Here is a 25,985-nt window from a genome sequence, read left to right as displayed (position 1 = left end):
GACGAAGCGGTCCGTCAGGCGTTCCCATGGTTGCCGCGGATGTGCGAGTAGCGGTGGATGTCGGTGCGCTGCTCCCAGCCCTGGCTTTCCCAGTAAGCCTGCCCCACATCGTTGGTTCGGTACACGTCGATGTGCGACTTCAGGATGCCGAGCTGTTCCAGCGCTGCCAGGCAGCGGTCGACCAACGCGTTCGCGATCCCTTGCCGGCGATGCTCGGCGAGCACGACCAGGTGCTGCAGATAGCCGCGCCGCCCGTCGTGCCCGCTCATCAGGCAGCCCACCAGGCGGCCGTCCTTCTCGGCGACGAAGCTCAGGCCGGGGTTGCGTTCGAGGTAGCGCGCGGTGGCGTCGCGCGAGTCCGCATCGCGGAACGAGACGCCCGGGGTCGCCTTCATCAGGTCGATCACGGCGTCGTAGTCGCCCATCGTCATCACGCGGAGCGAAGCGTTCGACGGCGCCGTCACTTCGACGCTTCCGGCGTGTACGACTGCATGAACCGCTTCGTCGTGGCGAGCAGCATGCCATCCAGGATCCTCAACACCGGCTGGGCGATGACCGAAGGGACGCCGCCGTAGAAGGCCTGCGCGATGCCGCCGGTGATGCAGGCGATGGTGTCGCTGTCGCCGCCGATCGAGATCGCATTGCGGATCGCGTCCTCGAAGTCGGTCGACTCCAGGAAGGCGATGATCGCCTCGGGCACCGTGCCCTGGCACGAGCTGTCGAAGCGGTAGACGAGCCGGATGTCGTCGAGACGGCGCGACAGGTCGTAGCCGAACGTGGTCTCGACGTAGCGCTTGATGTCGTCGCGGCTGGTCCCGGTGCGGGCCAGGAAGATGCTGGCCGCAACGGCCTGCGCGCCCTTGATGCCTTCCGGGTGATCGTGGGTGACGCGGGTGTAGTGATCGGCCTTGGCCAGCACCTCGTCGAGCGAGTCGAACGCGAAGCCGACCGGGCTGATGCGCATCGCCGCGCCGTTGCCCCAGCTGTAGTACGGCGTGGGGTCCTCGGATCGCGCCCATTGCTTGAAGCGGCCGCCGTAGCCGGCCCGCGGGTAGCGGCCGGCATAGGCCTTCAGCAGCGTGGTGTAGTCAGCGTCGTCGAGGATGGCTTCGGCCAGCGCGACGGTCAGCACGGTGTCGTCGGTGAAGGTGCAGCGGGGTCCGATCAGCTCGAACGCCTTGGTCTTGATGTTGTTCCACTCGTAGATCGATCCGATCACGTCGCCGGCGATGGCTCCAAGCATGGTGTGCCTCCTTGGGGGCTACTCTACCGGCTGGCGGCTCATCATCGACTTGCTACTCAAAGTCTGTAGACGCAAAGTAGGCGCTGGTGCACTCTTCGCGCCCCATGGAATGAAGAGGAAGAATTTGCGCATGGCCGACCCCGCTCCCACTTCGCGTCGAAGGGTCAAACAACGGTCTCGCGCCATCGAGAGTCGGCGCATCAGTCGCTTGCTCGCCCAGGTCATCGACATCACCGACGGCACGCGCCACCTGCTTGAACTCTCGGAGCAGGACGCCTGGGCGCTGGCCGATGATCAGGCGCCTCAGCTCGACCGCAGGCAACACGACGCGCTGCGCCGGATGGCGATCACTGCGCTGCTGCTGGTGTCAGAGGAAGCCGAGCGTCTGGGGGAGCGGTTCGACGGCGCGCCGTGAGGGCGCGGGAGCCGTCGGTGCGCTTCGGCACAAACCCTTCGACACGGGCCCTCGGCAGGCTCGGTCCCTGCTCAGGGCGAACGGAACGGGAGCGGCGCGCCTCAGGCCACCGCGTACGCCTGCAGCACCATCTCCTCGTCCCCCACATCGCTGATCTCGATCAGCACCGTGTGCTGCAGCGCGACCTCCGGGTGGTTCGCGCAGTTCTTGCAGAACCACAGCACCTCGCCCAGCGACTCGACCTCGTGCGACGTCGTGACGACCTGCGCCGCCTTCGGGATCGGCCCGAAATCGAAGTGCTCCAGGTTGGCCATCGCCACCGAGTGGTCCCACAGGCTCGCGTCCTTGCCCCAGGCCATCACGTGCAGGCAGCCGTCCTGCACCAGCCAGTTGCTGACCTCGATCTGCCAGGTCAGCGTCAGCTTGGCATCGATCATCACGACCGCCCGGAACGGCGCGAGCGCCGCCAGGTCGGGCAGCCGCGCACCGGGCACGAGGTGCAGGTAGCGCGCCGGTGGACCGGCCTGCGCCGGCCCGCCCGACAGCACGCGCAGCGTTTCGCGGATCGCCGCCAGCACGTCGAAGAAGCTGCCGTAGACGTCTTCGTCGGCGTCGTAGCGCGCCTGGTGCTCGGCCAGGTACTCGACCGCCGGCAGCAGCTCGGGCATCAGCGGCACGATGGCGTCGGGCTCGTCCTCGAGCCGCCGCAGGATCAGGTTCAGGAACGCATCGGCCGCGGTCGACGCGTACAGGCCCTGGTTGATCTCGAAGATGCGCGGCGACACGACGAAGTCGCGGAACACCGGCATGTAGAACCGGAACGGCCCGGCCGGCATCGCGCCCAGGTCTTCGGCACGCGACAGCACGTCGCTCTGCTCGAACAGTGCCAGCGCCTGCTCACGCGTCTTGTCGGCGAACTGGCGGTAGGCGTACGCGATGTCCAGGTCGGCCGCGAAGTCACCCCATTCGCCGGCGTCCGGCGGCGCGGCGGTGTCCAGGGCGTCCACCTCTATCGCCGCCGGTCGTCGCCCTGGCGCGGCCCGCGTCCGCGCGGACCGGGCGGCGGCCCGTCGCGCCGCTGCGCAGGCGGACGGCCCTGCGGCCTGGCATCTCGCGGCGGCTTGGCATCGCGCGCAGGCCGGCGCTCCTGGTCCTGCGCCGCCTCGGCCCGGGCGATCTCCAGCAGCCCGTCGAGTTCTTCCTCGGCGACCTGCTTCAGCACGCAGAAATTGGCCCGCGTCAGCGTCGTGCGTTCGTAGTCGAACAGCAGCCCGGCCCGGTTGCGCCGCTGCTGCTCTTCGAGCTCGCGGCGCGACTGCAGGCCGACGCCGCGCCGCGTCAGCTCGTCGATCGCGATCTGGCGGTGCTCGTCGCTGATCTCGCCACCGGGCTTGCCGTCCAGGTCGAAGCGCTGGCGGCCGCGGGCCACCGACAGCAGGTACGAGGTACTGCCGGTGTAGCGGCGGAAGAACGCCGTCAGCACCTGCTTGCTGAACACGCCGGGGGCACGCGCTTCGATGTCGACGTGGGTGCGCAGCTTCAGCGGCTTCGGCGGGCCGTCGAACAGCGCGGGGAAGCGCTGGCGCAGCGCCTGCGCGCAGGCGGCAGGGCTCATGCCCGGGGCCTTGGCGGGCGCTTTCGCGGGCGCCGCGTCAGGCACTTCGGCGGGTGTTTCCGCTGACGCTTCAGCAGACACCTCGGCAGGCACCTCGGCGGGCGCGTCGACAGGCGCGCCGGCAGCAGCAGACGTGTCGGCAACGGAGGTGTCGTCGACGGGCGACTCTGCCGCTGGCGTGGCCGGGGAAGGGGGCGTTGAACTCATGGGGTGAAGCGACAAGCGGGAAAGGAGGGGATTGTGACGCCGTGTGGCGAAGTCGGTGTGTCAGGGGGTGAGGGGCGCCGGGCACTCAGCGCCGCGCGCGGTGGCGCACCTGGGCCAGCGGCCGCTTGCCCTTCAGCTGCCGCTCGATGCCGTCGTTCAGCTGGCTGCGCAATGCCGTCACCTCGTCGACCTTGCCGTAGACGCCGGGGAAGCGCAGGTCCAGCCACAGCCACAGCGTGCACGAGCGCAGCGCCTGCTCCATGCGGTCGAGCCGGCTGTGGCCGTCGACGTCCTGCAGGAACCATGGCGAGCCGGCGCGGCCGGTCAGCGCATGGCTGCTGCTCCAGTCGAGGAACTCCTGCACCTGCGAGACGGTGCGGGTGTCCACCGGCGCCTGCGCGTAGATGAAGCGCTCCTTCAGCGTGAGCTTCGCGGCGCTGCGGTCGAGCTGCTCGGCCAGTTCCAGCATCTGCTCCAGCTCGGCCACGGCGAAGTGCGCGTTGTCGAGCTTCAGCTGCTCCATGAAGACGCCCAGCACCTCGCGCAACTGCGTCTTGCGCATCCGCGACGCGATGGTGTCCACATGCCAGCCGTTCGGCGCCACCGGCGCCTTGAAGTCGCGCGGCGCACGCGGCGTGCGCGGCAGCCGTTCCTTCAGCATGCGCAGCGCCTGCGGCTCGGCCTCTTTCAGCACGCCGACGAAGCCCTCTTCATGCATGCCGAAGCGGCCGGCGCGCCCGCCGATCTGGTGCACCTCGGATTCATCGAGCGGCCGGTCGCCCTGGCCGTCGAACTTGCTCATCGTGCTGAACAGCACGCGCCGGATCGGCAGGTTCAGGCCCATGCCGATCGCGTCGGTGGCGACCAGCACATGCGATTCGCCCTGCGCGAAACGCTCGGCCTCGCGCCGGCGCACCTCGGGCGGCAATGCGCCGTAGATCACTGACACCGGGTGGCCGCCGGCGGCGATCTGGTCGCGCAGCGTCAGCACGTCGCGCCGGCTGAAGGCCACCACCGCATCGCCCTTCGTCAGCGCGCCGATCGGCACCGGCGCCTCGATCAGCTGCACATGCTGCTTGCGCTCGAAGTGCCGGACGCTGCAGCGCTCGCCGCACAGCCCGAGCAGGTTCTCGATCGCCGGCACCGCATAGGCCGAGCAGATGATGATCACCTCGCTGGCCGGCACCGCGACGATCGCCTGCGTCCACGCCCAGCCGCGGTACGGGTCGAAGATCATCTGGGCTTCGTCGATCACCGCGACGTCGACCACCTTGCTGGTGTTCACCATCTCGATGGTGCTGGACACCAGCCCGGCGCCTTCGGCCGGCACGTTCTCTTCACCGGTGAGCAGCGAGCAGGCCACGCCGCGGCCCACCAGTCGGTCGCGGCCTTCCAGCGCCAGCAGCCGCAGCGGGGCCAGGTAGGCGCCGTCGTGCGCGCGCGCCAGCTGTTCGAATGCGGCGTAAGTCTTGCCGCTGTTCGGCGGGCCGACGTAGAGCGTCACGTTGCGCTGCAGGCGGCGCGCCTTCACGAAGGTGTCGGGGTAGCCCTGGAACGCGAGCTCGCTGTTCAGGCCGGCCAGCGTGTCGAGCTCGGACACCTGGTGTTCCCAGCGCTCCTGCGCGCGCACACAGGCGGCGCGCAGGTCGGCCACCGGCTGCGGCGTTGCGCATTCGGCCAGCAGGCGCGGCAGCAGCATGTCGAGGTGGCGCGGGTTGTGCGCGCGGCTGCGCTGCACCAGCGCCTCGAGCGCGGCCTGCACCTCGCCGGCGTGCGGCCAGGCTTCGATCGGGCCGAGCGCGGCCAGCAGCGCCGGCTTGTCGCCGTTGCGGAAGAAGGCCCACACCGGTTCCGACGCGATCGGGATCCGGAACATCACCGGCACGCGCCAGTTCACGTCGGCCAGCTGCAGCGGCTGGCTGATCAGGCGCGTCCAGCGGCCGCCTTCGCGGGCGATGCCGAGCGCGTCGAGCGCGGCGGTGCGGTCCAGCATCACGGTGCGCACCTCGGGGCCGTTGCCGACCTCGTCCAGGTGCTGCAGCGCCGCGTCGATCACGTCGGGTGCGATCCAGCGGCTCGGCCGGGCGCCGGCCACCGCCTTCTGCAGCAGCACGAGGCCGAGCTTGTCGAGGCGCTCGTCGAGCCCCGACGCGTGTTCATCGAAATAATCGGCGGGCTTGACGACCTGGGGCAGCGCATAGGCGGCCTGGCGGATGCGGGCGAGCTGCTCGGGCGAAACGTGCGCGGGCACGCGCGCCGCATGGCGCGGGTTGGGAAGATTCACGGTGGGGGAGGCACTCACAAAGGCTGGGGTACGGCGGGAAAAGCCCCGGAACTCTAACCGGTGTGCCCCGGGCGCCCGCCGGCGCGCATGCCCTTCCACCGCATGGGGCCGCTGCGGCTGCTCAACAATCGGCGCATGAACCCCCGACTCTCGGTCCCGAAGGACAAGCTCAAGTTCGTGTTGCTCGAAGGCATCCACGCGTCCGCCGTCGACGTGCTGAAGCGCGACGGCTACTCGCAGGTCGTCACCCATGCGAAGGCGCTGGCCGGCGATGCGCTGCACGCGGCGATCGCCGACGCGCACTTCCTCGGCATCCGCTCGCGCACCCAGCTGACGGCCGACGTGCTGAAGGCCGCGCCGAAGCTCGCCGCGGTCGGCTGCTTCTGCATCGGCACCAACCAGGTCGACCTGCGCGCAGCGATGGACCTGGGCGTGCCGGTCTTCAACGCGCCGTTCTCGAACACCCGCAGCGTGGCCGAGCTGGTGCTGGCCGAGATCATCATGCTGATGCGCGGCATCCCGGCGAAGAACGCGATCCTGCACCGCAACGGCTGGACCAAGAGCGCCGAGAACTCGTTCGAGGTGCGCGGCAAGACGCTCGGCATCGTCGGCTACGGCCACATCGGCACGCAGATCGGCGTGCTGGCCGAGCAGCTCGGCATGGCGGTGGTCTTCCACGACGTCGAGGCCAAGCTGCCGCTGGGCAATGCGCGCGCGATGGACGGCCTCGACGAGGTGCTCGGCGCGTCGGACGTGGTCACGCTGCACCTGCCGGAGCTGCCGTCGACCAAGGGCCTGATCGGGCGGGCGCAGATCCGCGCGATGAAGCGCGGCGCGCACCTGATCAATGCCTCGCGCGGCACGGTGGTCGACATCGACGCGCTGGCCGAGGCGCTGACGGACGGCCACCTGCTGGGCGCCGCGATCGACGTGTTCCCCGAGGAGCCGCAGGGCAACGACGCGCGCTTCGAATCGCCGCTGGTCGGCATGGACAACGTGATCCTGACGCCGCACATCGGCGGCTCGACGCTGGAGGCGCAGGCCAACATCGGCAAGGAGGTCGCGGCCAAGCTGGTGCGCTACAGCAACAACGGATCGACCACGTCGGCGGTCAATTTCCCCGAGGTCGCGCTGCCGGAGCACACCGGCCGCAGCCGGCTGCTGCACATCCACCGCAACGTGCCGGGCGTGATGGCGCGGGTGAACGAGCGGCTGTCGAAAGCCGGCATCAACGTCGCGGCGCAGTACCTGAGCACGCGCGACGAGGTGGGCTACGTCGTGATCGACGTCGACACCACAGCACCGGAGGCGGCGCTGGCCGACCTGGCGTCGCTGCCGGACACGATCCGCTCGCGGCTGTTGTACTGAGACCGCGGGCGCAGCTCACGCCGGGCTCGCGAGCTTCAACCCGACGATGCCGGCCACGATCAGCGCGAGGCTCGCGAGCCGCGCGGTGGACGCCGGCTCGCCGAACAGCACGATGCCGAGGACCGCGGTACCGACCGCGCCGACGCCGACCCACACCGCGTAGGCCGTGCCGACCGGCAGCGACTTCATCGCGTAGCCGAGCAGGCACACGCTGATGACCATCGCCGCCACGGTGCCGACGCTCGGCCACAGGCGCGTGAAGCCGGCGGTGTACTTCAGGCCGATCGCCCAGCCGATCTCGAACAGGCCGGCGGCCACCAGGATGATCCAGTTCATGCGCAGTCCTCGTCGGTGGTGAGCCCGGGTTGTACCAGCGTTGGCGCGTCCGTGCCGACAGTGCGTCGCGCGGGGCGCCGGAGGTGGTAAAACCTCGGCTCTTTCAACCCATTGGAGATTGGCATGAGCGCCGACAAGGACCGCGGAATCCGCCGTGTGAAGCAAAAGCGTGCGAAGGACGCGAAGAAACAGGAGCGCCTGGCGCGTGAGGCCGCCGCACAAGCAGCCACCACCGCGAAGCCGGCAGGCAAGAAGGCAGCCGCCTGATCTCGTTCTGAACGGCGTGGGGCGACGACGGCCTCGGAAGGCCGGTTCGCACCAGGCTGGTTCGCACTAGGCCGCTTCGTCCACGTCGCCCTTCACCACGCGGCGGATCACCTCGGCCGAGAAGCCCCGGCTCGCGAGAAACCGCTGCTGCTTCGCGCGGCCCGCCGGGTCGAGGGCCGCGACCCCGAACTTGCGCACCCACACCTCGTGGGCACGTGCCAGTTCGGTTTCTTTCAGGTGCTGCGCCTGGTCGGCACCCAGCGTGACGCCGTGCTGCGCCAGCTCCTGGCGGATGCGCAGGTTGCCGTAGCGGCCCTCGCGCACATGGACCCGGCTCTCGACGAAGCGCTGCTCGCTGAAGTAGCCCTTGTCCTGCAGCCAGGACAACACCTCGTCGACCTGCTGGTCGGCATCGGCCGGCTCAGGCTCGGTGTCGGTGTCCGTGTCGGACTGCGCCTTCCGCAGGTGCTGCAGCAGCTTGCGCCGCAGTTCCTGGCGGCTGTGCTCGCGCTGCGACAGCAACTGCACGCCGCGCCCACGCAGCGACAGCCGCTGCCGCATCATCGGCCCGCCGACGTCGGCCGCTTACTCGCGGGCTTCCTTCGGTTCCTTCGGCTCTTTCAATTCTTTCGCAGCCTTCTTGGCCGGCTTCGCCTCATCGGCGGCCGGCGCTGCGCCGCCACCGGTGGGCAGCAGCGGAATGCCCATCGCGTCGCGCACCTTGTTCTCGATCTCGATCGACAGGTCGGGGTTCTCGCGCAGGAATTCGCGGGCGTTGTCCTTGCCCTGGCCGATCTTCTCGCCGTTGTAGGCGTACCAGGCACCGGACTTCTCGAGCACCTTGGCCTCGACACCCATGTCGATCACCTCGCCTTCGCGGCTGATGCCCTGGCCGTAGAGGATGTCGAACTCGGCGGTCTTGAACGGCGGCGAGACCTTGTTCTTGACGACCTTGACCTTGGTCTCGTTGCCGATGACTTCTTCGCCCTTCTTGATGCTGCCAATGCGGCGGATGTCGAGGCGCACCGAGGCGTAGAACTTCAGCGCGTTGCCGCCGGTGGTGGTTTCGGGGCTGCCGAACATCACGCCGATCTTCATGCGGATCTGGTTGATGAAGATGACCATCGTGTTGGTCTTCTTGATGGTGCCGGTGAGCTTGCGCAGCGCCTGGCTCATCAGGCGGGCCTGCAGGCCAGGCAGCGAATCGCCCATCTCGCCTTCGATTTCGGCCTTCGGCGTCAGCGCCGCGACCGAGTCGATCACCACCAGGTCGACCGAGCCGGAGCGCACCAGCGCGTCGACGATCTCGAGCGCCTGCTCGCCGGTATCGGGCTGGCTGATCAGCAGCTCTTGCAGGTTGACGCCCAGCTTCTGCGCGTACGAGGTGTCGAGCGCATGCTCGGCGTCGATGAAGGCGCAGGTGCCGCCGAGCTTCTGCATTTCGGAGATGACCTGCAGCGTCAGCGTGGTCTTGCCGGACGATTCAGGGCCGTAGATCTCGACCACCCGGCCGCGCGGCAGGCCGCCGACGCCCAGCGCGGCATCGAGGCCGAGCGAGCCGGTGGAGACGACTTCGATGTCTTCGATCACCTCGCCTTCGCCGAGCCGCATGATCGAGCCCTTGCCGAACTGCTTTTCGATCTGCGCCAGCGCAGCCTGCAGGGCCTTGGCCTTTTCGGTATTGAGGGTGGCGACTTTGACGGGGGCATCCATGGGGGCGATCTCCTTGAGTTGCGCGGATTATCGCAAAGGCTGGATGTTTGTACAGTCTTTTCTGCCGGTCGCGGACCCCTCCCTACAATCCCGGCAGCGGCCGAGTTCATGCGCCGCACTGGAGGCAGCCATGCGGGTGTTGATCGCCGAAGACGACCAGGTGCTGGCCGACGGGCTGCTGCGCTCGCTGCGCAATGGCGGCTACGCGGTCGACCATGTGGCGAGCGGCACCGAGGCAGACGCCGCGCTGTCGGCCCACGAGTTCGACCTGCTGATCCTCGACCTCGGCCTGCCGAAGCTGCACGGGCTGGAGGTGCTGCGCAAGCTGCGCGCCCGCGGCTCGGCGGTGCCGGTGCTGATCCTGACTGCGGCCGACAGCGTCGAGCAGCGCGTGCAGGGCCTGGACCTCGGTGCCGATGACTACATGGCCAAGCCGTTCTCGCTGCAGGAGCTCGAAGCCCGCGTGCGCGCGCTGACGCGGCGCGGCCTGGGCACCGCGTCGAGCGTGATCCGGCACGGTCCGCTGACCTTCGACGCCACCGGCCGCGTCGCCTACCTGAACGAGCAGATGGTCGAGCTGTCGGCGCGCGAGCTGAGCCTGCTGGAGGTGCTGCTGCAGCGGGCCGGCCGGCTGGTCAGCAAGGACCAGCTGGTCGAGCGGCTGTGCGAATGGGGCGAAGAGGTCAGCAACAACGCGATCGAGGTCTACATCCACCGGCTGCGCAAGAAGATCGAGCAGGGCCCGGTGCGGATCGCCACGGTGCGCGGGCTCGGCTACTGCCTGGAGAAGATCGCAGCCTGATGAAAGCGACGAAAGAACAGCGCTCGCTGTTCGGCGAGATCCTCGACTGGATGCTCGCGCCGCTGCTGCTGCTCTGGCCGATGAGCGTCGTGCTGACGTGGCTGGTCGCGCAGGGCATCGCCAACAAGCCCTTCGACCGCCAGCTCGGCGAGATGGCGCGCGTGCTGTCGCAGCAGGTGACGGTGCAGGACGCCGGCGGCGGCACGCTGCCGTCGGCCAGCTTCGCGCTGCCGGCGAGCGCCGCCGAGCTGCTGCACACCGACGAGACCGACACGCTGTACTACCAGGTGCTCGGCCTGGACGGCCAGTACCTGAGCGGCGACCGCACGCTGCCGATGCCCAACGACGAAGAGCGCGCGGCGCCCGGCGTGGTGCGCTACCGCGACGACGAGATCAACCGCGAGCCGGTGCGCATCGCCTATGTGCGGATCGGGCTACCGGGCAGCGCCGCCGGTGCCGCGCCGGCCGGCGTCGAGCCGCCGATCGTGCAGGTGGCCGAGACGCTGGGCAAGCGCTCGCGGCTGGCCACCGAGATCATCAAGGGCGTGATGCTGCCGCAGTTCGTGATCCTGCCGCTGGCAGTGCTGCTGGTGTGGCTGGCGCTCGCGCGCGGCATCGCGCCGCTGAACGAGCTGCAGCAGCGCATCCGCCGCCGCGAGAGCCACGACCTGAGCCCGATCGACGAGCGCGACGCGCCGGAAGAGGTGTCGCCGCTGGTGCGCGCGATCAACGACCTGCTGGCCCGGCTGGACCGCAGCATCGGCGCGCAGAAGCACTTCCTGGCCGACGCGGCGCACCAGCTGAAGACGCCGCTGGCCGGGCTGCGCACGCAGGCCGAGCTGGCGCAGCGCGAGATCGACGCCGGCGAGCGCGACCCGCAGGCGCTGAAGAAGTCGCTGCAGCAGATCGCGCGTTCGAGCCAGCGCGCCGCGCGCATGGTCAACCAGCTGCTCGCGATGGCGCGCGCCGAAGACGCGTCGCAGGCGCTGCAACGCCAGCCGGTCAACCTGGCGCGGCTGGCGGCCGAGGCGGTGCACGACTTCGTGCCGCGCGCGCTGGAGAAGCGCATCGACCTCGGCTACGAAGGCCCCGATACGGCGTATACCGCGCGGCGCGGCGCGGCCGGGCTGTCGGTCTCCGGCCAGCCGGTGCTGCTGCGCGAGCTGATCCGCAACCTGGTCGACAACGCGCTGCAGTACACGCCCGAAGGCGGCACGGTCACGGTGCGGGCGGTCGACGACCCGTTCGGCCAGGTGGTGGTGGTGCAGGTCGAGGACTCCGGCCCCGGCATCCCGGCCGGCGAGCGCGACAAGGTGTTCCAGCCGTTCTACCGCTCGCTGGGCACCAACGTCGACGGCTCGGGGCTGGGGCTCGCGATCGTGCGCGAGATCGCGCAACAGCACGGCGCCGAGATCACGCTGGAAGACGCCAACCTGCGGCATCGCCCCGGGTTGAGCGACCAGGGCGGCGTGGCCTTCGGGCCGGGGGCGCGCTTCACGGTGCGCTTCCCGGTTCAGCTGCCGGCCGAGGCTGCGACCGGTGACGGCGCGGTGACCGACGGAAACATGGGCGAATCCCATCCGACTTAGACTGCCCCGGGTTAACCCGAGGCATTTCCGATGGCAGTTCACGAACCACACGCTCCCGCTTCGCTCGGCCTCGACCTCGCGCTGCAGGGCGGCGGCTCGCACGGCGCCTTCACCTGGGGCGTGCTCGACCGGCTGCTCGAAGACGACGGCCTGCACTTCAGCGGCGTCTCGGGCACCAGCGCCGGCGCGCTGAATGCCGCGGTGATGGCCAGCGGCTACCGGAAGGGCGGGCGCGACGGCGCGCGCGAGGCGCTGACCGAGTTCTGGCGCGACGTCAGCCGCTCCGGCTCGATCTTCTCGCCGTTCTCGGCCAGCCAGGCCCATTCGCTGAGCGACAACTTCAAGCTCGACAAGCTGCCCGGCTACCAGTGGATGAGCTCGTTCTTCCGCTCGTTCAGCCCCTACGAATTCAACCCGCTGAACCTGAACCCGCTGCGCGACGTGCTGCGCCGGCATGTCGACGAAGACGCGGTGCACGCGAGCGGGCTGCGGCTGTTCATCACCGCGACCAGCGTGACGACCGGCCAGGCGCGTGTGTTCACCGGCCGCGACATCACGGTCGACGTGCTGCTGGCGTCGGCCTGCCTGCCGTTCCTGTTCCAGGCGGTGCACATCGACGGCGAGCCTTACTGGGACGGCGGGTACACCGGCAACCCGGCGATCTACCCGCTGATCTACCAGACCGCGGCGCTCGACATCCTGCTGGTGCGCATCAACCCGCTGGTGCGCGAGGGCACGCCGACGCGCAGCGAGGAGATCATGGACCGGCTCAGCGAGATCACCTTCAACGCGAGCCTGATGTCGGAGATGCGCGCGATCTCGTTCGTCTCGCGGCTGGTGCGCGAAGGCAAACTGGACCCGGGGCGCTACAAGGACCTGCGGCTGCACATGGTGGCCGACGACGACGGCCTCGGGCCCTATGGCGCGAACAGCAAGTTCAACACCGACCGCGCCTTCCTCGACGACCTGTTCGCGCTCGGCCGCGCGGCGGCGACGAACTGGCTGAAGAAGCACCGCGCCGACATCGGCGTGAAGTCGACGCTCGACGTCGACCGCGAGTTCCTGCGGGGCCCGAAGAAGCACAAGTAGGTTCCATGTCGGGCGTCAAGCGGGCCGGGCGCCGGACCGACGCAAGACCTGACAGGCCCGGGCAACCGTTTGCGGCGATGATCGCGCTTTCGCGCCGCCCGCACCATGTCCGCCACCCCGCCCACCGCCCCGCTGCACCGCCCGAGCCTGATCGCGCTGACCTGGCCGCTGCTGGCCGAGCTGGTGCTCGGTCTTCTGGTCGGGTTGACGGGCCTGTGGCTCGCGTCGCGGCAATCGGACACCGCGTCCGGCGCATTCGCGCTCGCGAACAACGTGCAGGCCTCGTTCTTCCTGCTGTTCCGCATCATCAGCATGGGCGTCAGCGTGGTGATCACGCAGAACCTGGGTGCCGGCAACCGGCTCGGGGCCGACCAGACCGCGCGCGCCGCGCTCGGCGCGAGCACCTGGCTCGGCCTCGGCGCCGGGCTGGTGGTGGCGGCCTGCGCGAACCCGCTGCTCGCGCTGCTGAACGCGCCGGCCGACGTGCTGCCGATCGCCGGGCCCTACCTGCGGGTGCTGGCCGTCGCGCTGGCGCTCGACGCATTCAACGCCAGCATGTCGTCGGTGATGCGCGCCCACCTGCATGCGCGCGACACGCTGATGAACATGCTGGCGATGCACAGCCTGCACCTGCTGATCTGCACGCCGCTGATGACCGGCTTCGGCCCGGTGCCGGGGCTCGGGCTGCCGGGCTTCGCGCTCGCGATGGCGCTGAGCCGCGCGTTCGGCGTCGGCTTCCACCTGTGGCTGTGGCAGCGCCGGCTGAACCTGGTGCCGAGCGCGCGCGACTGGTGGGTGATGCGCTGGCGCCGGCTCGGGCCGGTGCTGCACATCGGGCTGCCCGGGGCGGCCGAGAACGTGGCCTACCGGCTCGCGCTGCTGGTGACGATCGCGCTGGTCGCGCGCATGGGCGCGGCCGAGCTCGCGGTGCACAGCTACACGATGCAGATCATGTATTTCATCCTGGTGTTCGGCCTCGCGATCGGCTTCGCCAGCGAGATCCTGGTCGGGCACCTGATCGGCGCCGGCCAGCTGCATGCGGCGCACCGCCTGGTGCGCAAGAGCCTGCGCTGGGGGCTGGTGGTGTCGACCAGCCTCGCGCTGGTCGGCGCGCTGACGGCGCGCTGGACGATGCAGCTCTTCACGCACGACCCGCACATCATCCAGGCGGCGACGACGCTGCTGTGGATCACGGTGCTGCTGGAGCCGGGGCGCACCTTCAACCTGGTCGTGATCAACGCGTTGCGCGCGACCGGCGACGCGAAGTTCCCGGTGATGGCCGGTGCCGCGTCGATGGTGTTCGTGATGGCCGGCGGTGCGTGGCTGCTCGGCGTGTACTTCGAACTCGGGCTGGTCGGCGTGTGGATCGCCTATGCGGCCGACGAATGGCTGCGCGGGCTGACGATGGCCGCGCGCTGGTACCGCCACGGCTGGGTGCCGTCGGCGCGGGCCACGCACCGGCGCGTCGTGCGCCAGCGGCACGGATTGGCCACCACGTGAACCGGATCGACAGCCGGGCTACCGTTGCACCGGCATGCAGAGTTCGCAGACGACGTCCTCTACCGCCGGCAACACCTGCTCCGCCGGGTAGACCTCGAAGAACGGCACGTCGCCGACCAGCAGCCCGGACGTCGGCAGCCAGTCGTTGAGCAGCTGCCGCCACGCCTGGTGCATCAGCGGACCCGGACCGTCATAACCCAGGCAGGCGTGCAGCCCGCCGGCCACGCGCTTGCGCGACACCCGCCCGCTGACCGGCTCGTGCCAGTTCGGCGGCAGCACCACGCAGGCATCGAAGCGGCAGCGCGACACCGGCGCGATGTCCGGATCGTCCAGCCCCATGCCCAGCCGCGGCTGCCCGGCCAGCCCGAGCGCCTCGATGTGCGGCGTGAAGGCGGCCCAGGCCGGCGACACCATCGTGTCGTAGCGGCCCTGCACCCGCCAGTACAGCACCTCGCGCTCGGGCAGCTGCTTCAGCACCACCGGGTAATGCGGGCCGATCGGCGCCGGCCGCGTGCGCACCATGCGCTGGCGGCGCTCCCACAACAGCTGCCCGCCGCGCCGCCAGGCGGTCGGCGTCATGCCGAAGTGCTGCTTGAACGCGCGCGAGAACGCCTCGCCCGATTCGAAGCCGACCGCGAACGCGATCGCCGTGATGCTGTCGCGCGGCGCATGGCGCAGCCGCCCGCCGGCGGCCTCGAGCCGGCGCCGGCGCACGAAGTCGAGCAGCGTCTCGCCGGTCCACGCGCGAAACACGCGGTGGAAATGGAAGGGCGAGAACGCCGCCACCTCGGCCAGCGTCTCCAGCCGCAGGTCGTCGGCCAGGTGTGCATCGATGTGGTCGAGCACGCGGTTCATGCGCCGCAGGTGCGCCTCGGGTGCGTCGGCGCAGGGTTGGCGTCGGGTGGTCACGGCAGGAAGTGCAGCGCAGTCATGGGGCTGCATCCTGCCAGCAAGAACGGTTCGGGGGTCGACACACTGGACATACGGGGAAATGCACGCACGGCATTTTCGTGGAACACCTCGCCGGGCGCACTCCACTCAGCGTGCAGCAACCCGGACGACTGCCGTTGTCGAGAGAACGCTGGCGCACAAGGGCCGTTGGGCGATTCACGATGAGCTGAACAGAGCACAAGCCTTGCTGCGTGTCATCGAAGGCCGGATAGAGCGCCTGGAGCAGGGCTGATACCCGATATCCCCCGCTCACCCGCTTCGCCGCAGCAGCTCGAACACGCTCGCGTCGTCGAGCCCCGCGAAGCCGCGCTCGCAGGCTTGCGCGAACACCGCGGCCGCCGCCTCGCCGAGCGCGGTGGCCGCGCCCGCCTGGCGCGCGACGCCGAGCGCCAGGTGGGTGTCCTTGTTCAACAGCCGGGTGTGCGCCCGCGGCAGGTAGTCGCCGCGCAGCGCGCGGTGCAGCCGGTCGCTGCCGATCCAGCTCTGGCCGCTCGACTGCTCGACGACCTGCAGCGTGCGCGCGACGTCCAGCCCCATGCGCTCGGCCAGCGCCAGCGCCTCGGCCGCGCCGGCCAGGTTGATGCCGGCCAGCAGGTTGTTGACGAGCTTGGTGCGCGCACCGTCGCCCGGCCGCTCGCTGATGCGGAACACCCGCGACGACAGCGCGTCGATCAGCGCGCCGTGCCGCTCGATCGCGTCGCCCGGGCCGGCCAGCATCAGGCTCATGCTGCCGTCGCGGGCGCGGTCGGGGCCGCCGGACATCGGCGCGTCGATGCAGGCGATGCCGTGCCGGTGCAGGCTGGTGGCGAAGCGCTCGACATCGGCCGGCGCGATGGTCGGGCACAGCAGCACGGTGCCGCCGCGCGCCAGCCCGCGCGCCGCGCCGTGCGGGCCGAACAGCACCGCCTCGGTCTGCACCGCATCGACGACCGCGACAATCAGCACGCTGCTCGTCGCGGCCACGCCGGACGGTGTCGCACAGGCCATCGCGCCGGAGCCGACCGCCAGCGCCTCGCAGCGGTCGTCGATGTCGTGCACCGCGACCTGCCAGCCGAGCGACAACAGCCGCGCCGCGATCGCGCCGCCCATGTTGCCGACGCCGACGATGCCGACGCAGCGGGCGAGGCCCGGGTGAGGAGCGGAGACGGCGTCTGCGGGGTGCTGCAGGCTCATGGGGGTCGTCCGGTGGTGGCGGCGAGGCGCAAGCTTAGCGTGCCGGCAGGGACCGCGCGGGCGCGCACCGCCCGCACCCGCGCGGCCTCAGCGCTGCATCAGCCGCCGGCTCTTCGAGATCGACATGAGGATGCCGAGCCCGAGCCCGAGCGTCAGCATCGCGGTGCCGCCGTAGCTGATGAACGGCAGCGGCACGCCCACCACCGGCAGGATGCCGCTGACCATGCCCATGTTGACGAACGCGTAGGTGAACCAGCTCAGCGTCACCGCGCCGGCCAGCAGCCGGGTGAACACCGTCGGCGCATCGGCCGCGATGACCAGCCCGCGGAAGATCAGGAACGTGAAGCCGAGGATCAGCGACACGCAGCCGACCAGCCCGAACTCTTCGGAGAAGGCCGCGAAGATGAAATCGGTGGTGCGCTCGGGGATGAACTCCAGGTGGGTCTGCGTGCCCTTCATGAAGCCCTTGCCCTCGATGCCGCCGGACCCGATCGCGATCATCCCCTGGATGATGTGGAAGCCCTTGCCGAGCGGGTCGGTGGTCGGGTCGAGCAGCGTGCAGACGCGGTTCTTCTGGTAGTCGCGCAGCATCGGCCACACCACGTCGGGCTGGCAGATGCGGTCCTCCGACACCACCACCGCGGTGATCGCGGCGCCGCCGATCAGCAGCACCGGCACGATCAGCTTCCACGACAGCCCGGCGAAGAAGATCACGTACAGGCCGGCCGACAGCACCAGGATCGCGGTGCCCAGGTCGGGCTGCTTGACGATCATGCCGACCGGCACCGCCAGCAGCCCGAGCGCGACGATGAAGTCGAGCACGCGCAGTTGGCCCTCGCGGCGCTGGAACCACCACGCGAGCATCAGCGGCATCGCGATCTTCATGATCTCGCTCGGCTGGATCACGATGCCGACGTTCAGCCAGCGCGTCGCCCCCTTCTTCGTGACGCCGATCACCGCGGTGGCGATCAGCAGCGCGACGCCGACGGCGTACAGCGGCACCGCCAGCTGCATCAGCCGCTGCGGCGGCACCTGCGCGACGACGAACAGGATGATCAGCGCGAGGACCATGTTGCGGCCGTGGTCGACGAAGCGCGAGCCGTTGTCGAAGCCGGCCGAGTACATCGTCACCAGCCCGGCCGCCCCGAGCAGCAGCAGGCCGACCAACAGCGGCGCGTCGAAGCCGGTGAAGACCGGCTTCAGCCGCTGCCAGACCGAGGGTTTCTCGAAGACGACGCTCATGGCGCGCGCCGGCCGGGCCTGGCCGCAGAGGCAGCCGCCGAAGCGGCGGGCGAGGGCGCCGACGCGGCCGGCGGCGAGATCAGCAGCGACGGTGCCGACGCAGCCACCGGCACCACCAGCGCCGGCGGCACATCGGTGGGCGCGGCCGCGACGTTGTTGATCGACACGCCCGGCAGCGGCACGCCGGCGGCCGGCCGCGGCTTGCCGATGGGTGCGTAGGTCTGGCCGCCGCGCGTCGCGAGGATGTCTTCCTCGCTCGGATACTGGCCTTCGAGCACGTAGTCGAACACCCGGCGCGCGATCGGCGCGGCGGCGCCGGCGCCGAAGCCGGCGTTCTCGACCACCAGCGCGATCGCGATGTGCGGCTCTTCGAGCGGCGCGAACGCGGTGAACAGCGCATGGTCGCGGTGCCGCTCGTCGACCTTGCTGGCGTCGTACTTCTCGTTCTGCTTGATCTGGATCACCTGGGCCGTGCCGGTCTTGCCGCCGGAGCGGTACAGCGAGCCCTGGAACGCGCGCGCCGCCGTGCCCTCCTGCGTGACGCCGTACAGCGCCTGGTGGATCACCGCGACGTGGTCGGGGTTCCACGGCAGCGGCTCCAGCGCGCCGCCGGTCAGCGTCTGCTGGCTGCGCGTCTCGACGTTCTCGATCGCGCGCACCAGGTGCGGCTTGAAGCGCTTGCCGCCGGCCGCGAGCGTCGCCTCGGCCTGCGCGAGCTGCAGCATCGTGAAGGTGTTGTAGCCCTGGCCGATGCCCAGCGAGATGGTCTCGCCGGGGTACCACTTCTGCATTTCCTTGCGCTTGTAGTTGCTGCGCTTCCATTCGGTGGACGGCAGCGTGCCGCGCAGCTCGCCCTGCATGTCGATGCCGGTGATCTGGCCGAGCCCGAGCGGCGCCATGAAGTCGTGGATCGCATCGACGCCCATGTCGTTGGCGAGGATGTAGTAGTAGGTGTCGCACGACTGCACGATCGAGCGGTACATGTCGACGACGCCGTGGCCGCCTTCCTTGTCGTCGCGGAACTTGTGGTTGCCGAACCAGAAGAAGCCGGGGTCGCTGATCGCCTGCTGCGGCGTGCGCTTGCCCAGCGTCAGCGCGGCCAGCGCCATCAGCGGCTTGTAGGTGGAACCGGGCGGGTAAGCGCCGCGCAGCGCGCGGTTCAGCAGCGGCTTGTCTTCCGACTCGTTCAGCGCCTTCCAGTTCTCGGCATCGATGCCGTCGACGAACAGGTTCGGATCGAAGTTGGGCTTGCTGACGAAGGCCAGCACCTCGCCGTTGCGCGGGTCGATCGCCACCAGCGCGCCGCGCCGGTCGCCGAACAGCTGCTCGACCAGCGCCTGCAGCCGGATGTCGATCGACAGCACCAGCGTGTTGCCGGGCGTCGCCGGGTTGCTCTTCAGCTGGCGCACCGCGCGGCCGCCGGCGCTGGTCTCGACCTCTTCGAAGCCGGTCGCGCCGTGCAGCTGCGCCTCGTAGGCCTGCTCGATGCCGAGCTTGCCGATGTACTCGGTGCCGCGGTAGTTGGAGTCGTCTTCCGACTCCTCGATCTTTTCCTTCTCGGCCTGGTTGATGCGGCCGATGTAGCCGATCAGGTGGCTGCCGACCTCGCCGAGCGGGTAGTTGCGGAACAGCCGGGCCTTGATGTCGACGCCGGGGAAGCGGAAGCGCTGCGCGGTGAAGCGGGCCACTTCCTCGTCGGTCAGCTTGGTGCGGATCGGCAGCGACTCGAAGCTGCTCTTGGTTTCTTCCATCAGCCGCTTGAAGCGCTTGCGGTCGCGCGGCTGCACCTCGACCACCTCCGACAGCTGGTCGATCAGCGCGTCGAGGTCGTCGATCTTGGTCGGCGTGATCTCCAGCGTGTAGGCCGAGTAGTTGTTGGCCAGCACGACGCCGTTGCGGTCGACGATCAGCCCGCGGTTGGGCACGATCGGCACGACCGCGATGCGGTTGTTCTCGGCCTGCGTCGAGAGTTCGTCATGGCGCATCACCTGCAGCACGACGAGGCGGAACACCAGCAGCCCGAATGCGCACAGCACGAACAGCGCGGCCGCGAGCAGCCGGGTGCGAAACCGCCCCAGTTCCTGCTCGACGTTCTTGAGTTCTGTCATCGGACGACCGCGCGAAGGGTCACAAGGGCCGGTTCTGGTCGGGATCCGGCGGCCGGCGCTGCGGCGCGAGCAGCACCCACGATGCCACCGGCCACAGCAGGCTTTCGAACACCGGCGCGAGCATCAGTTCCCACCCCGGCAGCATGCCGCCCACCAACATTCTCACGATCAGCGAGACCGCGTGCGCCGCGACGAACAGCGGCAGGATCTGCAGCGCCTGCTGCGGCAGCCCGAACCACAGCAGCCGCCGGTGGATCGTGATCGTGAAGAAGCTCAGCAGCGTGTAGGCCAGCGCATGCTGCCCCAGCACCGCGCTGTCGTGCACGTCCATCAGCAGCCCGAACATGAACGCGATGCCGACGCCGATGCGCCGCGGCTGGTGCACGTTCCAGAACACCAGCGCGAGCGCCAGCAGGTCGGGGATGGCCGGCAGCCGGCCGAACGGCACCAGGTTGAACAGGAAGGCCAGCAGCAGCGAACCCCAGATGAACCAGGGGTTCGCCGGCAACAGCAGCTGGTCGGCGCCACGCGGCATCATCGGCGGGTCCCCTTTCGTCCGCTGGCGGCGCCGGGCTTGGCATTCGGATCGATCGCCGGCTCGGGCTTGGGCTGCATCTGCACCCCCAGCGGCTCCAGCACCAGCACATGGCGCACCGCGTCGGGTTGCGCGACCGGCGTCAGCGCGATGCGGGCGAAGCCGGTGTCGACGCGCCGGTCGACGCTGACCACCTTCGCGACCGGGATGCCCGACGGATAGACGCCGTCGACGCCCGAGGTCGCGAGCACGTCGCCGACCTGCACGTCGGCATTGCCGGCCATGAAGCGCAGCTCCAGCCCGGCGCCGGTCGAATTGCCGAAGGCGGCGCTGCGCACCTGGGTGCGCATGTTCAGCACCGGGATCGCGGCGTCCTTGTCGGTGAGCAGCGTGACCTCGGCGCTGTACGGGAAGGCCCGCGTCACCTGGCCGAGCACGCCGGCTTCGTTGATGACCGGCGACGCGACCGCAATGCCCTGCTGCGTGCCGCGGTCGATGATGACCTTGCGCGAATACGGATCGGGCGCGTCGTACAGCACCTCGGCCGTCTGCGAGCGCACCTTCAGGCCCGGCCGCAGATCGAGCAGCGCGCGCAGCCGCAGGTTCTCCTGCTCGAGCTGCTCGACGCGCGCCGAGCGGGCCGCCTGCTCGGCCAGTTCGCGGCGGGCCCGGGCCTCGGCCGACAGCGCATCCTGCAGCCCCATCGCGTAGTCGCTGGCCGCGCTCACCGCATCGACCGGCGCCCGCAGCGCGCGCTCGACCGGGTTCAGCACCGTCGCCAGCACCGCACGCACCGGCTGCGTCAGCTTGAAGCGGGTGTCGGCCACCATCAGGAACAGCGCGAGCGCCGAGAAGAACATCAGCCGCGTGAGCGCCGAAGGGCCCTGTCGGAAGAAGGGTGGCGGTGTCCGGTCGAGGGTACCGAGCGGCATGTCTGTACGGCGAACTTGAAGTGACGAGTGCGCTTCAGCGAACAAAAAGCCGGCCGCGTCAGCGACGCGCCGGCCGTGTGAGAAGGGTCACGTTCACTCGGAGGTGAAGATGGATCCGAGGCGCTCCATCCGCTCCAGCGCCATGCCGCAGCCGCGCACGACGCAAGTCAGCGGGTCTTCGGCCACCAGCACCGGCAGGCCGGTTTCCTCGGCGAGCAGGCGGTCGAGGTCGCGCAGCAGCGCGCCGCCGCCGGTCAGCATCATGCCGCGCTCGGCGATGTCGGCGCCCAGTTCCGGCGGCGTCTGCTCGAGTGCGTTCTTGACGCTGGAGACGATCTGGTTGAGCGGGTCGGTCAGCGCTTCGAGGATCTCGTTGCTGCTGATCGTGAAGCTGCGCGGCACGCCTTCGCTGAGGTTGCGGCCCTTGACTTCCATCTCCTTGACCTCGGAGCCGGGGAAGGCCGAGCCGATGTTCTTCTTGATGGATTCGGCGGTGGGCTCGCCGATCAGCATGCCGTAGTTGCGTCGGATGTAGTTGATGATGGCTTCATCGAACTTGTCGCCGCCGACCCGCACGCTGCCCTTGTAGACCATGCCGCCCAGCGAGATCACGCCGACCTCGGTGGTGCCGCCGCCGATGTCGACCACCATCGAGCCGCTCGCCTCGCTGACCGGCAGGCCGGCGCCGATCGCCGCGGCCATCGGCTCCTCGATCAGATAGACCTCGCTCGCGCCGGCGCCGAGCGCCGATTCGCGGATGGCGCGGCGCTCGACCTGCGTCGAACCGCAGGGCACGCAGATGATGATGCGCGGGCTCGGCTTGAGCATCCGCGAGTCGTGGACCATGCGGATGAACTGCTTGAGCATCTGCTCGGTGACCGTGAAGTCGGCGATCACGCCGTCTTTCATCGGCCGGATGGCCTCGATGTTGCCGGGCACCTTGCCGAGCATCGCCTTGGCTTCGGCGCCGACCGCCTGGATCGTCTTCTTGCCGTTGGGGCCGCCCTCGTGGCGGATCGCGACGACCGACGGCTCGTCCAGCACGATGCCCTTGCCACGCACGTAGATCAGCGTGTTGGCGGTGCCGAGGTCGATGGCCAGGTCGGTGGAGAAGTAGCGGCGCAGGGATGCAAACATGTGCGGGAGAGTTCTTGTTGGCGCCGATCGGCCGGGTCGGGCGGATCGCCGCAATCGCGAATGGAGGTCCGGGCAGGGTCCGCGAGCCGCTCGAAAGTCCTGCAAACCCTTGAATTTGCACGCCGAAAGAGGCTTGTGGATAACCGGGGATAATACCCCAACCCCCCCTGATTTTCAGCCCCGTCGGCACCCTCATCTCCCCTCAAATTCCAATGGCACTGGACTCCAAAGACGTGAGCCGCATCGCGAACCTCGCGCGCCTCGAACTGAGGCCCGCCGAAGAGGCGGCGATGCTGCAGCAACTGAACGGCTTCTTCTCGATCGTCGAACAGATGAGCGCGGTCGACACCAGCGGCATCGAGCCGCTGTACACGCCGCTGTCGGCGGTGCAGGAAGTGACGCTGCGCCTGCGCGACGACGTCGTCACCGAAACCGATCGCCGCGAGGCCAACCAGCGCAGCGCGCCGTCGGTCGAAGACGGCCTGTTCCTCGTGCCGCAGGTGATCGAGACATGAAGGACCTGCATCAACTGGGCGCGGCCGGACTGTCGCGCGCGCTCGCCGCGCGGCAGGTGTCCAGCGTCGAAGCGACGACACATCTGCTTGCACGGGTTGCCGCGCATGAGCACCTGGGCGCCTTCCTGTGCGTCGACGCCGAAGGCGCGCTGCGCCAGGCCGCGCAGGCCGATGCCCGCCGCGCCGCCGGCGAGACCGGCGCGCTGCTGGGCGTGCCGCTCGCGCACAAGGACATCTTCGTCACCGAGGCGTTGCCGACCACCGCCGGCTCGAAGATGCTGGCCGGCTACCGCAGCCCGTTCGACGCCACCGTGGTCACGCGGCTCGCCGCGGCCGGTACCGTGACGCTGGGCAAGCTGAACTGCGACGAGTTCGCGATGGGCTCCAGCAACGAGAACTCGGCCTTCGGCCCGGTGAAGAACCCGTGGGATGCGACCCGCGTGCCGGGCGGCTCGTCGGGCGGCTCGGCCACCGCGGTCGCGGCGCGGCTGGTGCCGGTGGCCACCGGCACCGACACCGGTGGCTCGATCCGGCAGCCGGCCAGCTTCACCGGCATCACCGGCATCAAGCCGACCTACGGCGTGTGCTCGCGCTACGGGATGATCGCGTTCGCGTCCAGCCTCGACCAGGCCGGCCCGTTCGGCCGCAGCGCCGAAGACTGCGCGCTGATGCTGTCGGCGATGAGCGGCTTCGACGAGCGCGACGCCACCAGCGCGCAGCGCCCGCCGCAGGACTATGCCGCGGCGCTCACGACGGTGCGCGCCGGCGCCAGCGCCGCGCAGCCGCTGAAGGGCCTGCGCATCGGGTTGCCGACCGAGTTCTTCCCGGCCGCGCTGGCCGCCGACGTCGACGGCGCGGTGCGGGCCGCACTGGCCGAGCTGCAGAAGCTCGGCGCGACGCTGGTCGACGTGAGCCTGCCGCGCACCGAGCTGTCGATCCCGGTGTACTACATCATCGCGCCGGCCGAGGCCAGCTCGAACCTGAGCCGCTTTGACGGCGTGCGCTTCGGGCACCGCGCCGACAAGTACACCGACCTGCTCGACATGTACAAGAAGAGCCGCGCCGAGGCCTTCGGGGCCGAGGTCAAGCGCCGCATCATGATCGGCACCTATGTGCTGAGCCACGGCTACTACGACGCCTACTACCTGCAGGCGCAGAAGCTGCGGCGCATGATCGCCGACGACTTCCAGCACTGCTTCACGCAGTGCGACGTGATCGCCGGCCCGGTCGCGCCGACGGTGGCCTGGAAGCTGGGCGACAAGAGCGACGACCCGGTCGCGAACTACCTGGCCGACATCTTCACGCTGCCGGCCAGCCTGGCCGGGCTGCCGGGCATGAGCCTGCCCGCCGGCACCGGCGAAGGCGGCATGCCGGTGGGCCTGCAGCTGATCGGCAACTACTTCCAGGAGGGCACGCTGTTGCATGCGGCCCATGCCTTCCAGCAGGCGACCGACTGGCACGCCCAAGCCCCCTCGATCTGACCATGGCGACTCCTTCCAAACTGATCCGCGGCTACGAGGTCGTCATCGGCCTCGAGACGCACGCCCAGCTGTCCACGCGCAGCAAGATCTTCAGCGGCTCCAGCACGCAGTTCGGTGCCGCGCCCAACACGCAGGCCTCGCCGGTGGACCTGGCGCTGCCGGGCACGCTGCCGGTGATGAACCGCGGCGCGGTCGAGCGGGCGATCCGCTTCGGGCTCGCGGTCGGCGCGACGGTGGCGCCGCTGTCGATCTTCGCGCGCAAGAACTACTTCTACCCCGACCTGCCGAAGGGCTACCAGATCAGCCAGTACGAGACGCCGGTGGTGCAGGGCGGCTCGGTCGAGTTCTTCGTCGGCGACCTGAAGCACAAGGTGCAGCTCACCCGTGCCCACCTCGAAGAAGACGCCGGCAAGTCGCTGCACGAGGACTATGCCGGCCAGACCGGCATCGACCTGAACCGCGCCGGCACGCCGCTGCTGGAGATCGTCACCGAGCCCGACATGCGCGCGAGCGTCGAGGCGGTCGAGTATGCGAAGGCGCTGCATTCGCTGGTGGTCTGGCTCGACATCTGCGACGGCAACATGCAGGAAGGCAGCTTCCGCTGCGACGCCAACGTGTCGGTGCGCCGCCCCGGCGCTGAGTACGGCACGCGCCGCGAGATCAAGAACCTGAACAGCTTCAAGTACCTGCAGCAGGCGATCGACTACGAGATCCAGTGGCAGATCGACCTGATCGAGGACGGCGGCACGGTGCAGCAGGCCACCGTGCTGTTCAACCCCGACACCGGCGAGACGCGGGCGATGCGAACGAAGGAAGACGCGCACGACTACCGTTACTTCCCCGACCCGGACCTGCCGCCGCTCGCGATCGCGCCCGAATGGATCGAGCAGGTGCGCGCCGCGATGCCGGAGCTGCCGCGCGTGATGGCCGAGCGCTTCCAGAAGGACTACGGGCTGCCGGCGTACGACGCGTCGATGATGACGCAGGGCAAGGCGGTCGGCGCGTTCTTCGAGGCGGCGGCCAAGGCCTGCGGCCAGCCGAAGCTGGTGGCGAACTGGCTGATGGGCGAGGTGTCGCGCCGGCTGAACGCCGAAGAGAAGGACATCGCGGACAGCCCGGTGAGCGCGGCGACGCTGGCCGCGCTGATCGGCCGCATCGCCGACGGCACGCTGTCGAACAGCGGTGCGCGCCAGGTGTTCGACCAGCTGTGGACCACCGGTGGCGAGATCGACGCGATCATCGATGCCAAGGGCCTGAAGCAGATGAGCGACAGCGGCGAGCTGGAGCGCATCCTCGATGACGTGCTGGCGGCGAACGCGAAGTCGGTGGAGGAATTCCGCGCCGGCAAGGACAAGGCGTTCAACGCACTGGTCGGCCAGGCGATGAAGGCCACCAAGGGCAAGGCGAACCCGTCGCAGGTGAACGAGTTGCTGAAGAAGAAACTCGCAGCGGGCTGACCGGCGACGCTCGATCGCGCCAGCCG

General features: G+C 69.6%; 25 protein-coding genes. 10 read left to right on the top strand and 15 right to left on the bottom strand.

Annotated elements, in window-relative coordinates; translation table 11 throughout:
• Positions 1 to 14 precede the first annotated feature (14 nt).
• A complete protein-coding gene (locus tag ASC98_RS00980) occupies positions 15 to 431 on the bottom strand; it encodes a GNAT family N-acetyltransferase (protein ID WP_056804701.1) in 417 nt (138 codons plus the stop codon).
• 29 nt (positions 432 to 460) lie between these two features.
• Positions 461 to 1,243, bottom strand: coding sequence for an ADP-ribosylglycohydrolase family protein (locus ASC98_RS00975; protein WP_056803168.1), 783 nt, complete (start codon positions 1,241 to 1,243; stop codon positions 461 to 463).
• Between the two features lie 130 nt (positions 1,244 to 1,373).
• Here ASC98_RS00975 and ASC98_RS00970 point away from each other — a divergent pair, with 130 nt between their 5' ends.
• Positions 1,374 to 1,658, top strand: a complete 285-nt coding sequence (locus ASC98_RS00970) for a hypothetical protein (protein WP_157597833.1) — start codon at positions 1,374 to 1,376, stop codon at positions 1,656 to 1,658.
• Between the two features lie 101 nt (positions 1,659 to 1,759).
• Here the strand turns inward: ASC98_RS00970 and ASC98_RS00965 are convergent, their stop codons facing one another.
• The 3 genes from ASC98_RS00965 to ASC98_RS00955 form a co-directional block, all read right to left on the bottom strand.
• Positions 1,760 to 2,665, bottom strand: coding sequence for a hypothetical protein (locus ASC98_RS00965; RefSeq protein WP_056803163.1), 906 nt, complete (start codon positions 2,663 to 2,665; stop codon positions 1,760 to 1,762).
• 2 nt (positions 2,666 to 2,667) lie between these two features.
• On the bottom strand, positions 2,668 to 3,273 hold the full coding sequence (locus tag ASC98_RS00960; RefSeq protein WP_056803161.1) for a ProQ/FINO family protein: 606 nt from the start codon (positions 3,271 to 3,273) through the stop codon (positions 2,668 to 2,670).
• Positions 3,274 to 3,565: 292 nt separating this feature from the next.
• The gene (locus tag ASC98_RS00955; RefSeq protein ID WP_235581129.1) at positions 3,566 to 5,764 is read right to left on the bottom strand and encodes a helicase-related protein; all 2,199 of its coding nucleotides are present in this window, start codon (positions 5,762 to 5,764) and stop codon (positions 3,566 to 3,568) included.
• Between the two features lie 135 nt (positions 5,765 to 5,899).
• On the opposite strand from ASC98_RS00955, the gene serA reads away from it, so the two are divergent.
• Positions 5,900 to 7,132 (top strand): phosphoglycerate dehydrogenase, encoded by a 1,233-nt coding sequence (serA, locus tag ASC98_RS00950; protein ID WP_056804698.1) that lies wholly within the window; start codon positions 5,900 to 5,902, stop codon positions 7,130 to 7,132.
• 15 nt (positions 7,133 to 7,147) lie between these two features.
• Here serA and sugE read toward each other — a convergent pair whose 3' ends face one another.
• Entirely contained in the window at positions 7,148 to 7,468 is a 321-nt protein-coding gene (sugE, locus tag ASC98_RS00945) for a quaternary ammonium compound efflux SMR transporter SugE (protein WP_056803158.1), read from the bottom strand.
• Between the two features lie 123 nt (positions 7,469 to 7,591).
• Between sugE and ASC98_RS29975 the strand changes: the two genes are divergently transcribed.
• The gene (locus ASC98_RS29975) at positions 7,592 to 7,735 is read left to right on the top strand and encodes a hypothetical protein (protein ID WP_157597832.1); all 144 of its coding nucleotides are present in this window, start codon (positions 7,592 to 7,594) and stop codon (positions 7,733 to 7,735) included.
• Between the two features lie 66 nt (positions 7,736 to 7,801).
• Here ASC98_RS29975 and recX read toward each other — a convergent pair whose 3' ends face one another.
• Positions 7,802 to 8,299, bottom strand: a complete 498-nt coding sequence (gene recX / locus ASC98_RS00940; protein ID WP_056803157.1) for a recombination regulator RecX — start codon at positions 8,297 to 8,299, stop codon at positions 7,802 to 7,804.
• Positions 8,300 to 8,320: 21 nt separating this feature from the next.
• Complete coding sequence (recA, locus tag ASC98_RS00935; protein ID WP_056803155.1) at positions 8,321 to 9,448, bottom strand: recombinase RecA; 1,128 nt, start codon at positions 9,446 to 9,448, stop codon at positions 8,321 to 8,323.
• Positions 9,449 to 9,578: 130 nt separating this feature from the next.
• Between recA and ASC98_RS00930 the strand changes: the two genes are divergently transcribed.
• From ASC98_RS00930 to ASC98_RS00915, 4 genes are all read left to right on the top strand, one after another.
• Positions 9,579 to 10,250: a response regulator transcription factor gene (locus ASC98_RS00930; RefSeq protein ID WP_056803153.1), complete on the top strand. Its 672-nt coding sequence runs from the start codon at positions 9,579 to 9,581 to the stop codon at positions 10,248 to 10,250.
• Entirely contained in the window at positions 10,250 to 11,839 is a 1,590-nt protein-coding gene (locus ASC98_RS00925; protein ID WP_056819527.1) for a sensor histidine kinase, read from the top strand. Before ASC98_RS00930 ends, ASC98_RS00925 begins: the two co-directional genes overlap by 1 nt.
• Before the next feature lie 30 nt (positions 11,840 to 11,869).
• On the top strand, positions 11,870 to 12,928 hold the full coding sequence (locus ASC98_RS00920) for a patatin-like phospholipase family protein (protein ID WP_056803150.1): 1,059 nt from the start codon (positions 11,870 to 11,872) through the stop codon (positions 12,926 to 12,928).
• A gap of 105 nt (positions 12,929 to 13,033) precedes the next feature.
• Positions 13,034 to 14,428 (top strand): MATE family efflux transporter, encoded by a 1,395-nt coding sequence (locus tag ASC98_RS00915; RefSeq protein ID WP_056803148.1) that lies wholly within the window; start codon positions 13,034 to 13,036, stop codon positions 14,426 to 14,428.
• 18 nt (positions 14,429 to 14,446) lie between these two features.
• On the opposite strand, the gene ASC98_RS00910 is transcribed toward ASC98_RS00915, so the two are convergent.
• The 7 genes from ASC98_RS00910 to ASC98_RS00880 all read right to left on the bottom strand — a co-directional run bounded on the left by ASC98_RS00910 (position 14,447) and on the right by ASC98_RS00880 (position 22,506).
• Entirely contained in the window at positions 14,447 to 15,337 is an 891-nt protein-coding gene (locus tag ASC98_RS00910) for a GyrI-like domain-containing protein (RefSeq protein WP_056803146.1), read from the bottom strand.
• A 291-nt stretch (positions 15,338 to 15,628) separates the two neighbouring features.
• Positions 15,629 to 16,552 carry an NAD(P)-dependent oxidoreductase gene (locus ASC98_RS00905; protein ID WP_056803143.1) on the bottom strand — a complete coding sequence of 308 codons (924 nt, stop codon included), beginning with the start codon at positions 16,550 to 16,552 and terminating at the stop codon, positions 15,629 to 15,631.
• Between the two features lie 87 nt (positions 16,553 to 16,639).
• Positions 16,640 to 17,794 carry a rod shape-determining protein RodA gene (gene rodA, locus ASC98_RS00900; RefSeq protein ID WP_056803139.1) on the bottom strand — a complete coding sequence of 385 codons (1,155 nt, stop codon included), beginning with the start codon at positions 17,792 to 17,794 and terminating at the stop codon, positions 16,640 to 16,642.
• Complete coding sequence (gene mrdA / locus ASC98_RS00895; RefSeq protein WP_056803136.1) at positions 17,791 to 19,902, bottom strand: penicillin-binding protein 2; 2,112 nt, start codon at positions 19,900 to 19,902, stop codon at positions 17,791 to 17,793. Before mrdA ends, rodA begins: the two co-directional genes overlap by 4 nt.
• A gap of 19 nt (positions 19,903 to 19,921) precedes the next feature.
• Complete coding sequence (mreD, locus tag ASC98_RS00890; RefSeq protein ID WP_056803133.1) at positions 19,922 to 20,440, bottom strand: rod shape-determining protein MreD; 519 nt, start codon at positions 20,438 to 20,440, stop codon at positions 19,922 to 19,924.
• On the bottom strand, positions 20,437 to 21,369 hold the full coding sequence (mreC, locus tag ASC98_RS00885) for a rod shape-determining protein MreC (RefSeq protein ID WP_056803129.1): 933 nt from the start codon (positions 21,367 to 21,369) through the stop codon (positions 20,437 to 20,439). Before mreC ends, mreD begins: the two co-directional genes overlap by 4 nt.
• A 93-nt stretch (positions 21,370 to 21,462) precedes the next feature.
• A complete protein-coding gene (locus ASC98_RS00880; RefSeq protein ID WP_056803126.1) occupies positions 21,463 to 22,506 on the bottom strand; it encodes a rod shape-determining protein in 1,044 nt (347 codons plus the stop codon).
• Positions 22,507 to 22,718: 212 nt separating this feature from the next.
• On the opposite strand from ASC98_RS00880, the gene gatC reads away from it, so the two are divergent.
• The 3 genes from gatC to gatB are packed head-to-tail and all read left to right on the top strand — an operon-like array spanning position 22,719 to position 25,959.
• On the top strand, positions 22,719 to 23,021 hold the full coding sequence (gene gatC / locus ASC98_RS00875; RefSeq protein ID WP_056803123.1) for an Asp-tRNA(Asn)/Glu-tRNA(Gln) amidotransferase subunit GatC: 303 nt from the start codon (positions 22,719 to 22,721) through the stop codon (positions 23,019 to 23,021).
• The gene (gene gatA / locus ASC98_RS00870; RefSeq protein WP_056803120.1) at positions 23,018 to 24,502 is read left to right on the top strand and encodes an Asp-tRNA(Asn)/Glu-tRNA(Gln) amidotransferase subunit GatA; all 1,485 of its coding nucleotides are present in this window, start codon (positions 23,018 to 23,020) and stop codon (positions 24,500 to 24,502) included. The genes gatC and gatA overlap by 4 nt, the downstream gene beginning before the upstream one ends.
• 2 nt (positions 24,503 to 24,504) lie before the next feature.
• Complete coding sequence (gatB, locus tag ASC98_RS00865; protein WP_056803117.1) at positions 24,505 to 25,959, top strand: Asp-tRNA(Asn)/Glu-tRNA(Gln) amidotransferase subunit GatB; 1,455 nt, start codon at positions 24,505 to 24,507, stop codon at positions 25,957 to 25,959.
• Positions 25,960 to 25,985: the final 26 nt, after the last annotated feature.

This window comes from Rhizobacter sp. Root1238, from assembly GCF_001425825.1.
GTDB lineage: Bacteria > Pseudomonadota > Gammaproteobacteria > Burkholderiales > Burkholderiaceae_C > Rhizobacter.
The sequence above is the reverse complement of the archived record's forward strand: the minus strand, read 5'-3'. Positions and strand labels throughout refer to the sequence as shown.

What these genes read in the sequence shown, in the direction of transcription:
- ASC98_RS00980 (WP_056804701.1), bottom strand. Translation starts at nt 431, where the DNA reads ATGACGATGGGCGACTACGACGCCGTGATCGACCTGATGAAGGCGACC.
- ASC98_RS00975 (WP_056803168.1), bottom strand. Translation starts at nt 1,243, where the DNA reads ATGCTTGGAGCCATCGCCGGCGACGTGATCGGATCGATCTACGAGTGG.
- ASC98_RS00970 (WP_157597833.1), top strand. Translation starts at nt 1,374, where the DNA reads ATGGCCGACCCCGCTCCCACTTCGCGTCGAAGGGTCAAACAACGGTCT.
- ASC98_RS00960 (WP_056803161.1), bottom strand. Translation starts at nt 3,273, where the DNA reads ATGAGCCCTGCCGCCTGCGCGCAGGCGCTGCGCCAGCGCTTCCCCGCG.
- serA (WP_056804698.1), top strand. Translation starts at nt 5,900, where the DNA reads ATGAACCCCCGACTCTCGGTCCCGAAGGACAAGCTCAAGTTCGTGTTG.
- sugE (WP_056803158.1), bottom strand. Translation starts at nt 7,468, where the DNA reads ATGAACTGGATCATCCTGGTGGCCGCCGGCCTGTTCGAGATCGGCTGG.
- ASC98_RS29975 (WP_157597832.1), top strand. Translation starts at nt 7,592, where the DNA reads ATGAGCGCCGACAAGGACCGCGGAATCCGCCGTGTGAAGCAAAAGCGT.
- recX (WP_056803157.1), bottom strand. Translation starts at nt 8,299, where the DNA reads ATGATGCGGCAGCGGCTGTCGCTGCGTGGGCGCGGCGTGCAGTTGCTG.
- recA (WP_056803155.1), bottom strand. Translation starts at nt 9,448, where the DNA reads ATGGATGCCCCCGTCAAAGTCGCCACCCTCAATACCGAAAAGGCCAAG.
- ASC98_RS00930 (WP_056803153.1), top strand. Translation starts at nt 9,579, where the DNA reads ATGCGGGTGTTGATCGCCGAAGACGACCAGGTGCTGGCCGACGGGCTG.
- ASC98_RS00925 (WP_056819527.1), top strand. Translation starts at nt 10,250, where the DNA reads ATGAAAGCGACGAAAGAACAGCGCTCGCTGTTCGGCGAGATCCTCGAC.
- ASC98_RS00920 (WP_056803150.1), top strand. Translation starts at nt 11,870, where the DNA reads ATGGCAGTTCACGAACCACACGCTCCCGCTTCGCTCGGCCTCGACCTC.
- ASC98_RS00915 (WP_056803148.1), top strand. Translation starts at nt 13,034, where the DNA reads ATGTCCGCCACCCCGCCCACCGCCCCGCTGCACCGCCCGAGCCTGATC.
- ASC98_RS00905 (WP_056803143.1), bottom strand. Translation starts at nt 16,552, where the DNA reads ATGAGCCTGCAGCACCCCGCAGACGCCGTCTCCGCTCCTCACCCGGGC.
- rodA (WP_056803139.1), bottom strand. Translation starts at nt 17,794, where the DNA reads ATGAGCGTCGTCTTCGAGAAACCCTCGGTCTGGCAGCGGCTGAAGCCG.
- mrdA (WP_056803136.1), bottom strand. Translation starts at nt 19,902, where the DNA reads ATGACAGAACTCAAGAACGTCGAGCAGGAACTGGGGCGGTTTCGCACC.
- mreD (WP_056803133.1), bottom strand. Translation starts at nt 20,440, where the DNA reads ATGATGCCGCGTGGCGCCGACCAGCTGCTGTTGCCGGCGAACCCCTGG.
- mreC (WP_056803129.1), bottom strand. Translation starts at nt 21,369, where the DNA reads ATGCCGCTCGGTACCCTCGACCGGACACCGCCACCCTTCTTCCGACAG.
- ASC98_RS00880 (WP_056803126.1), bottom strand. Translation starts at nt 22,506, where the DNA reads ATGTTTGCATCCCTGCGCCGCTACTTCTCCACCGACCTGGCCATCGAC.
- gatC (WP_056803123.1), top strand. Translation starts at nt 22,719, where the DNA reads ATGGCACTGGACTCCAAAGACGTGAGCCGCATCGCGAACCTCGCGCGC.
- gatA (WP_056803120.1), top strand. Translation starts at nt 23,018, where the DNA reads ATGAAGGACCTGCATCAACTGGGCGCGGCCGGACTGTCGCGCGCGCTC.
- gatB (WP_056803117.1), top strand. Translation starts at nt 24,505, where the DNA reads ATGGCGACTCCTTCCAAACTGATCCGCGGCTACGAGGTCGTCATCGGC.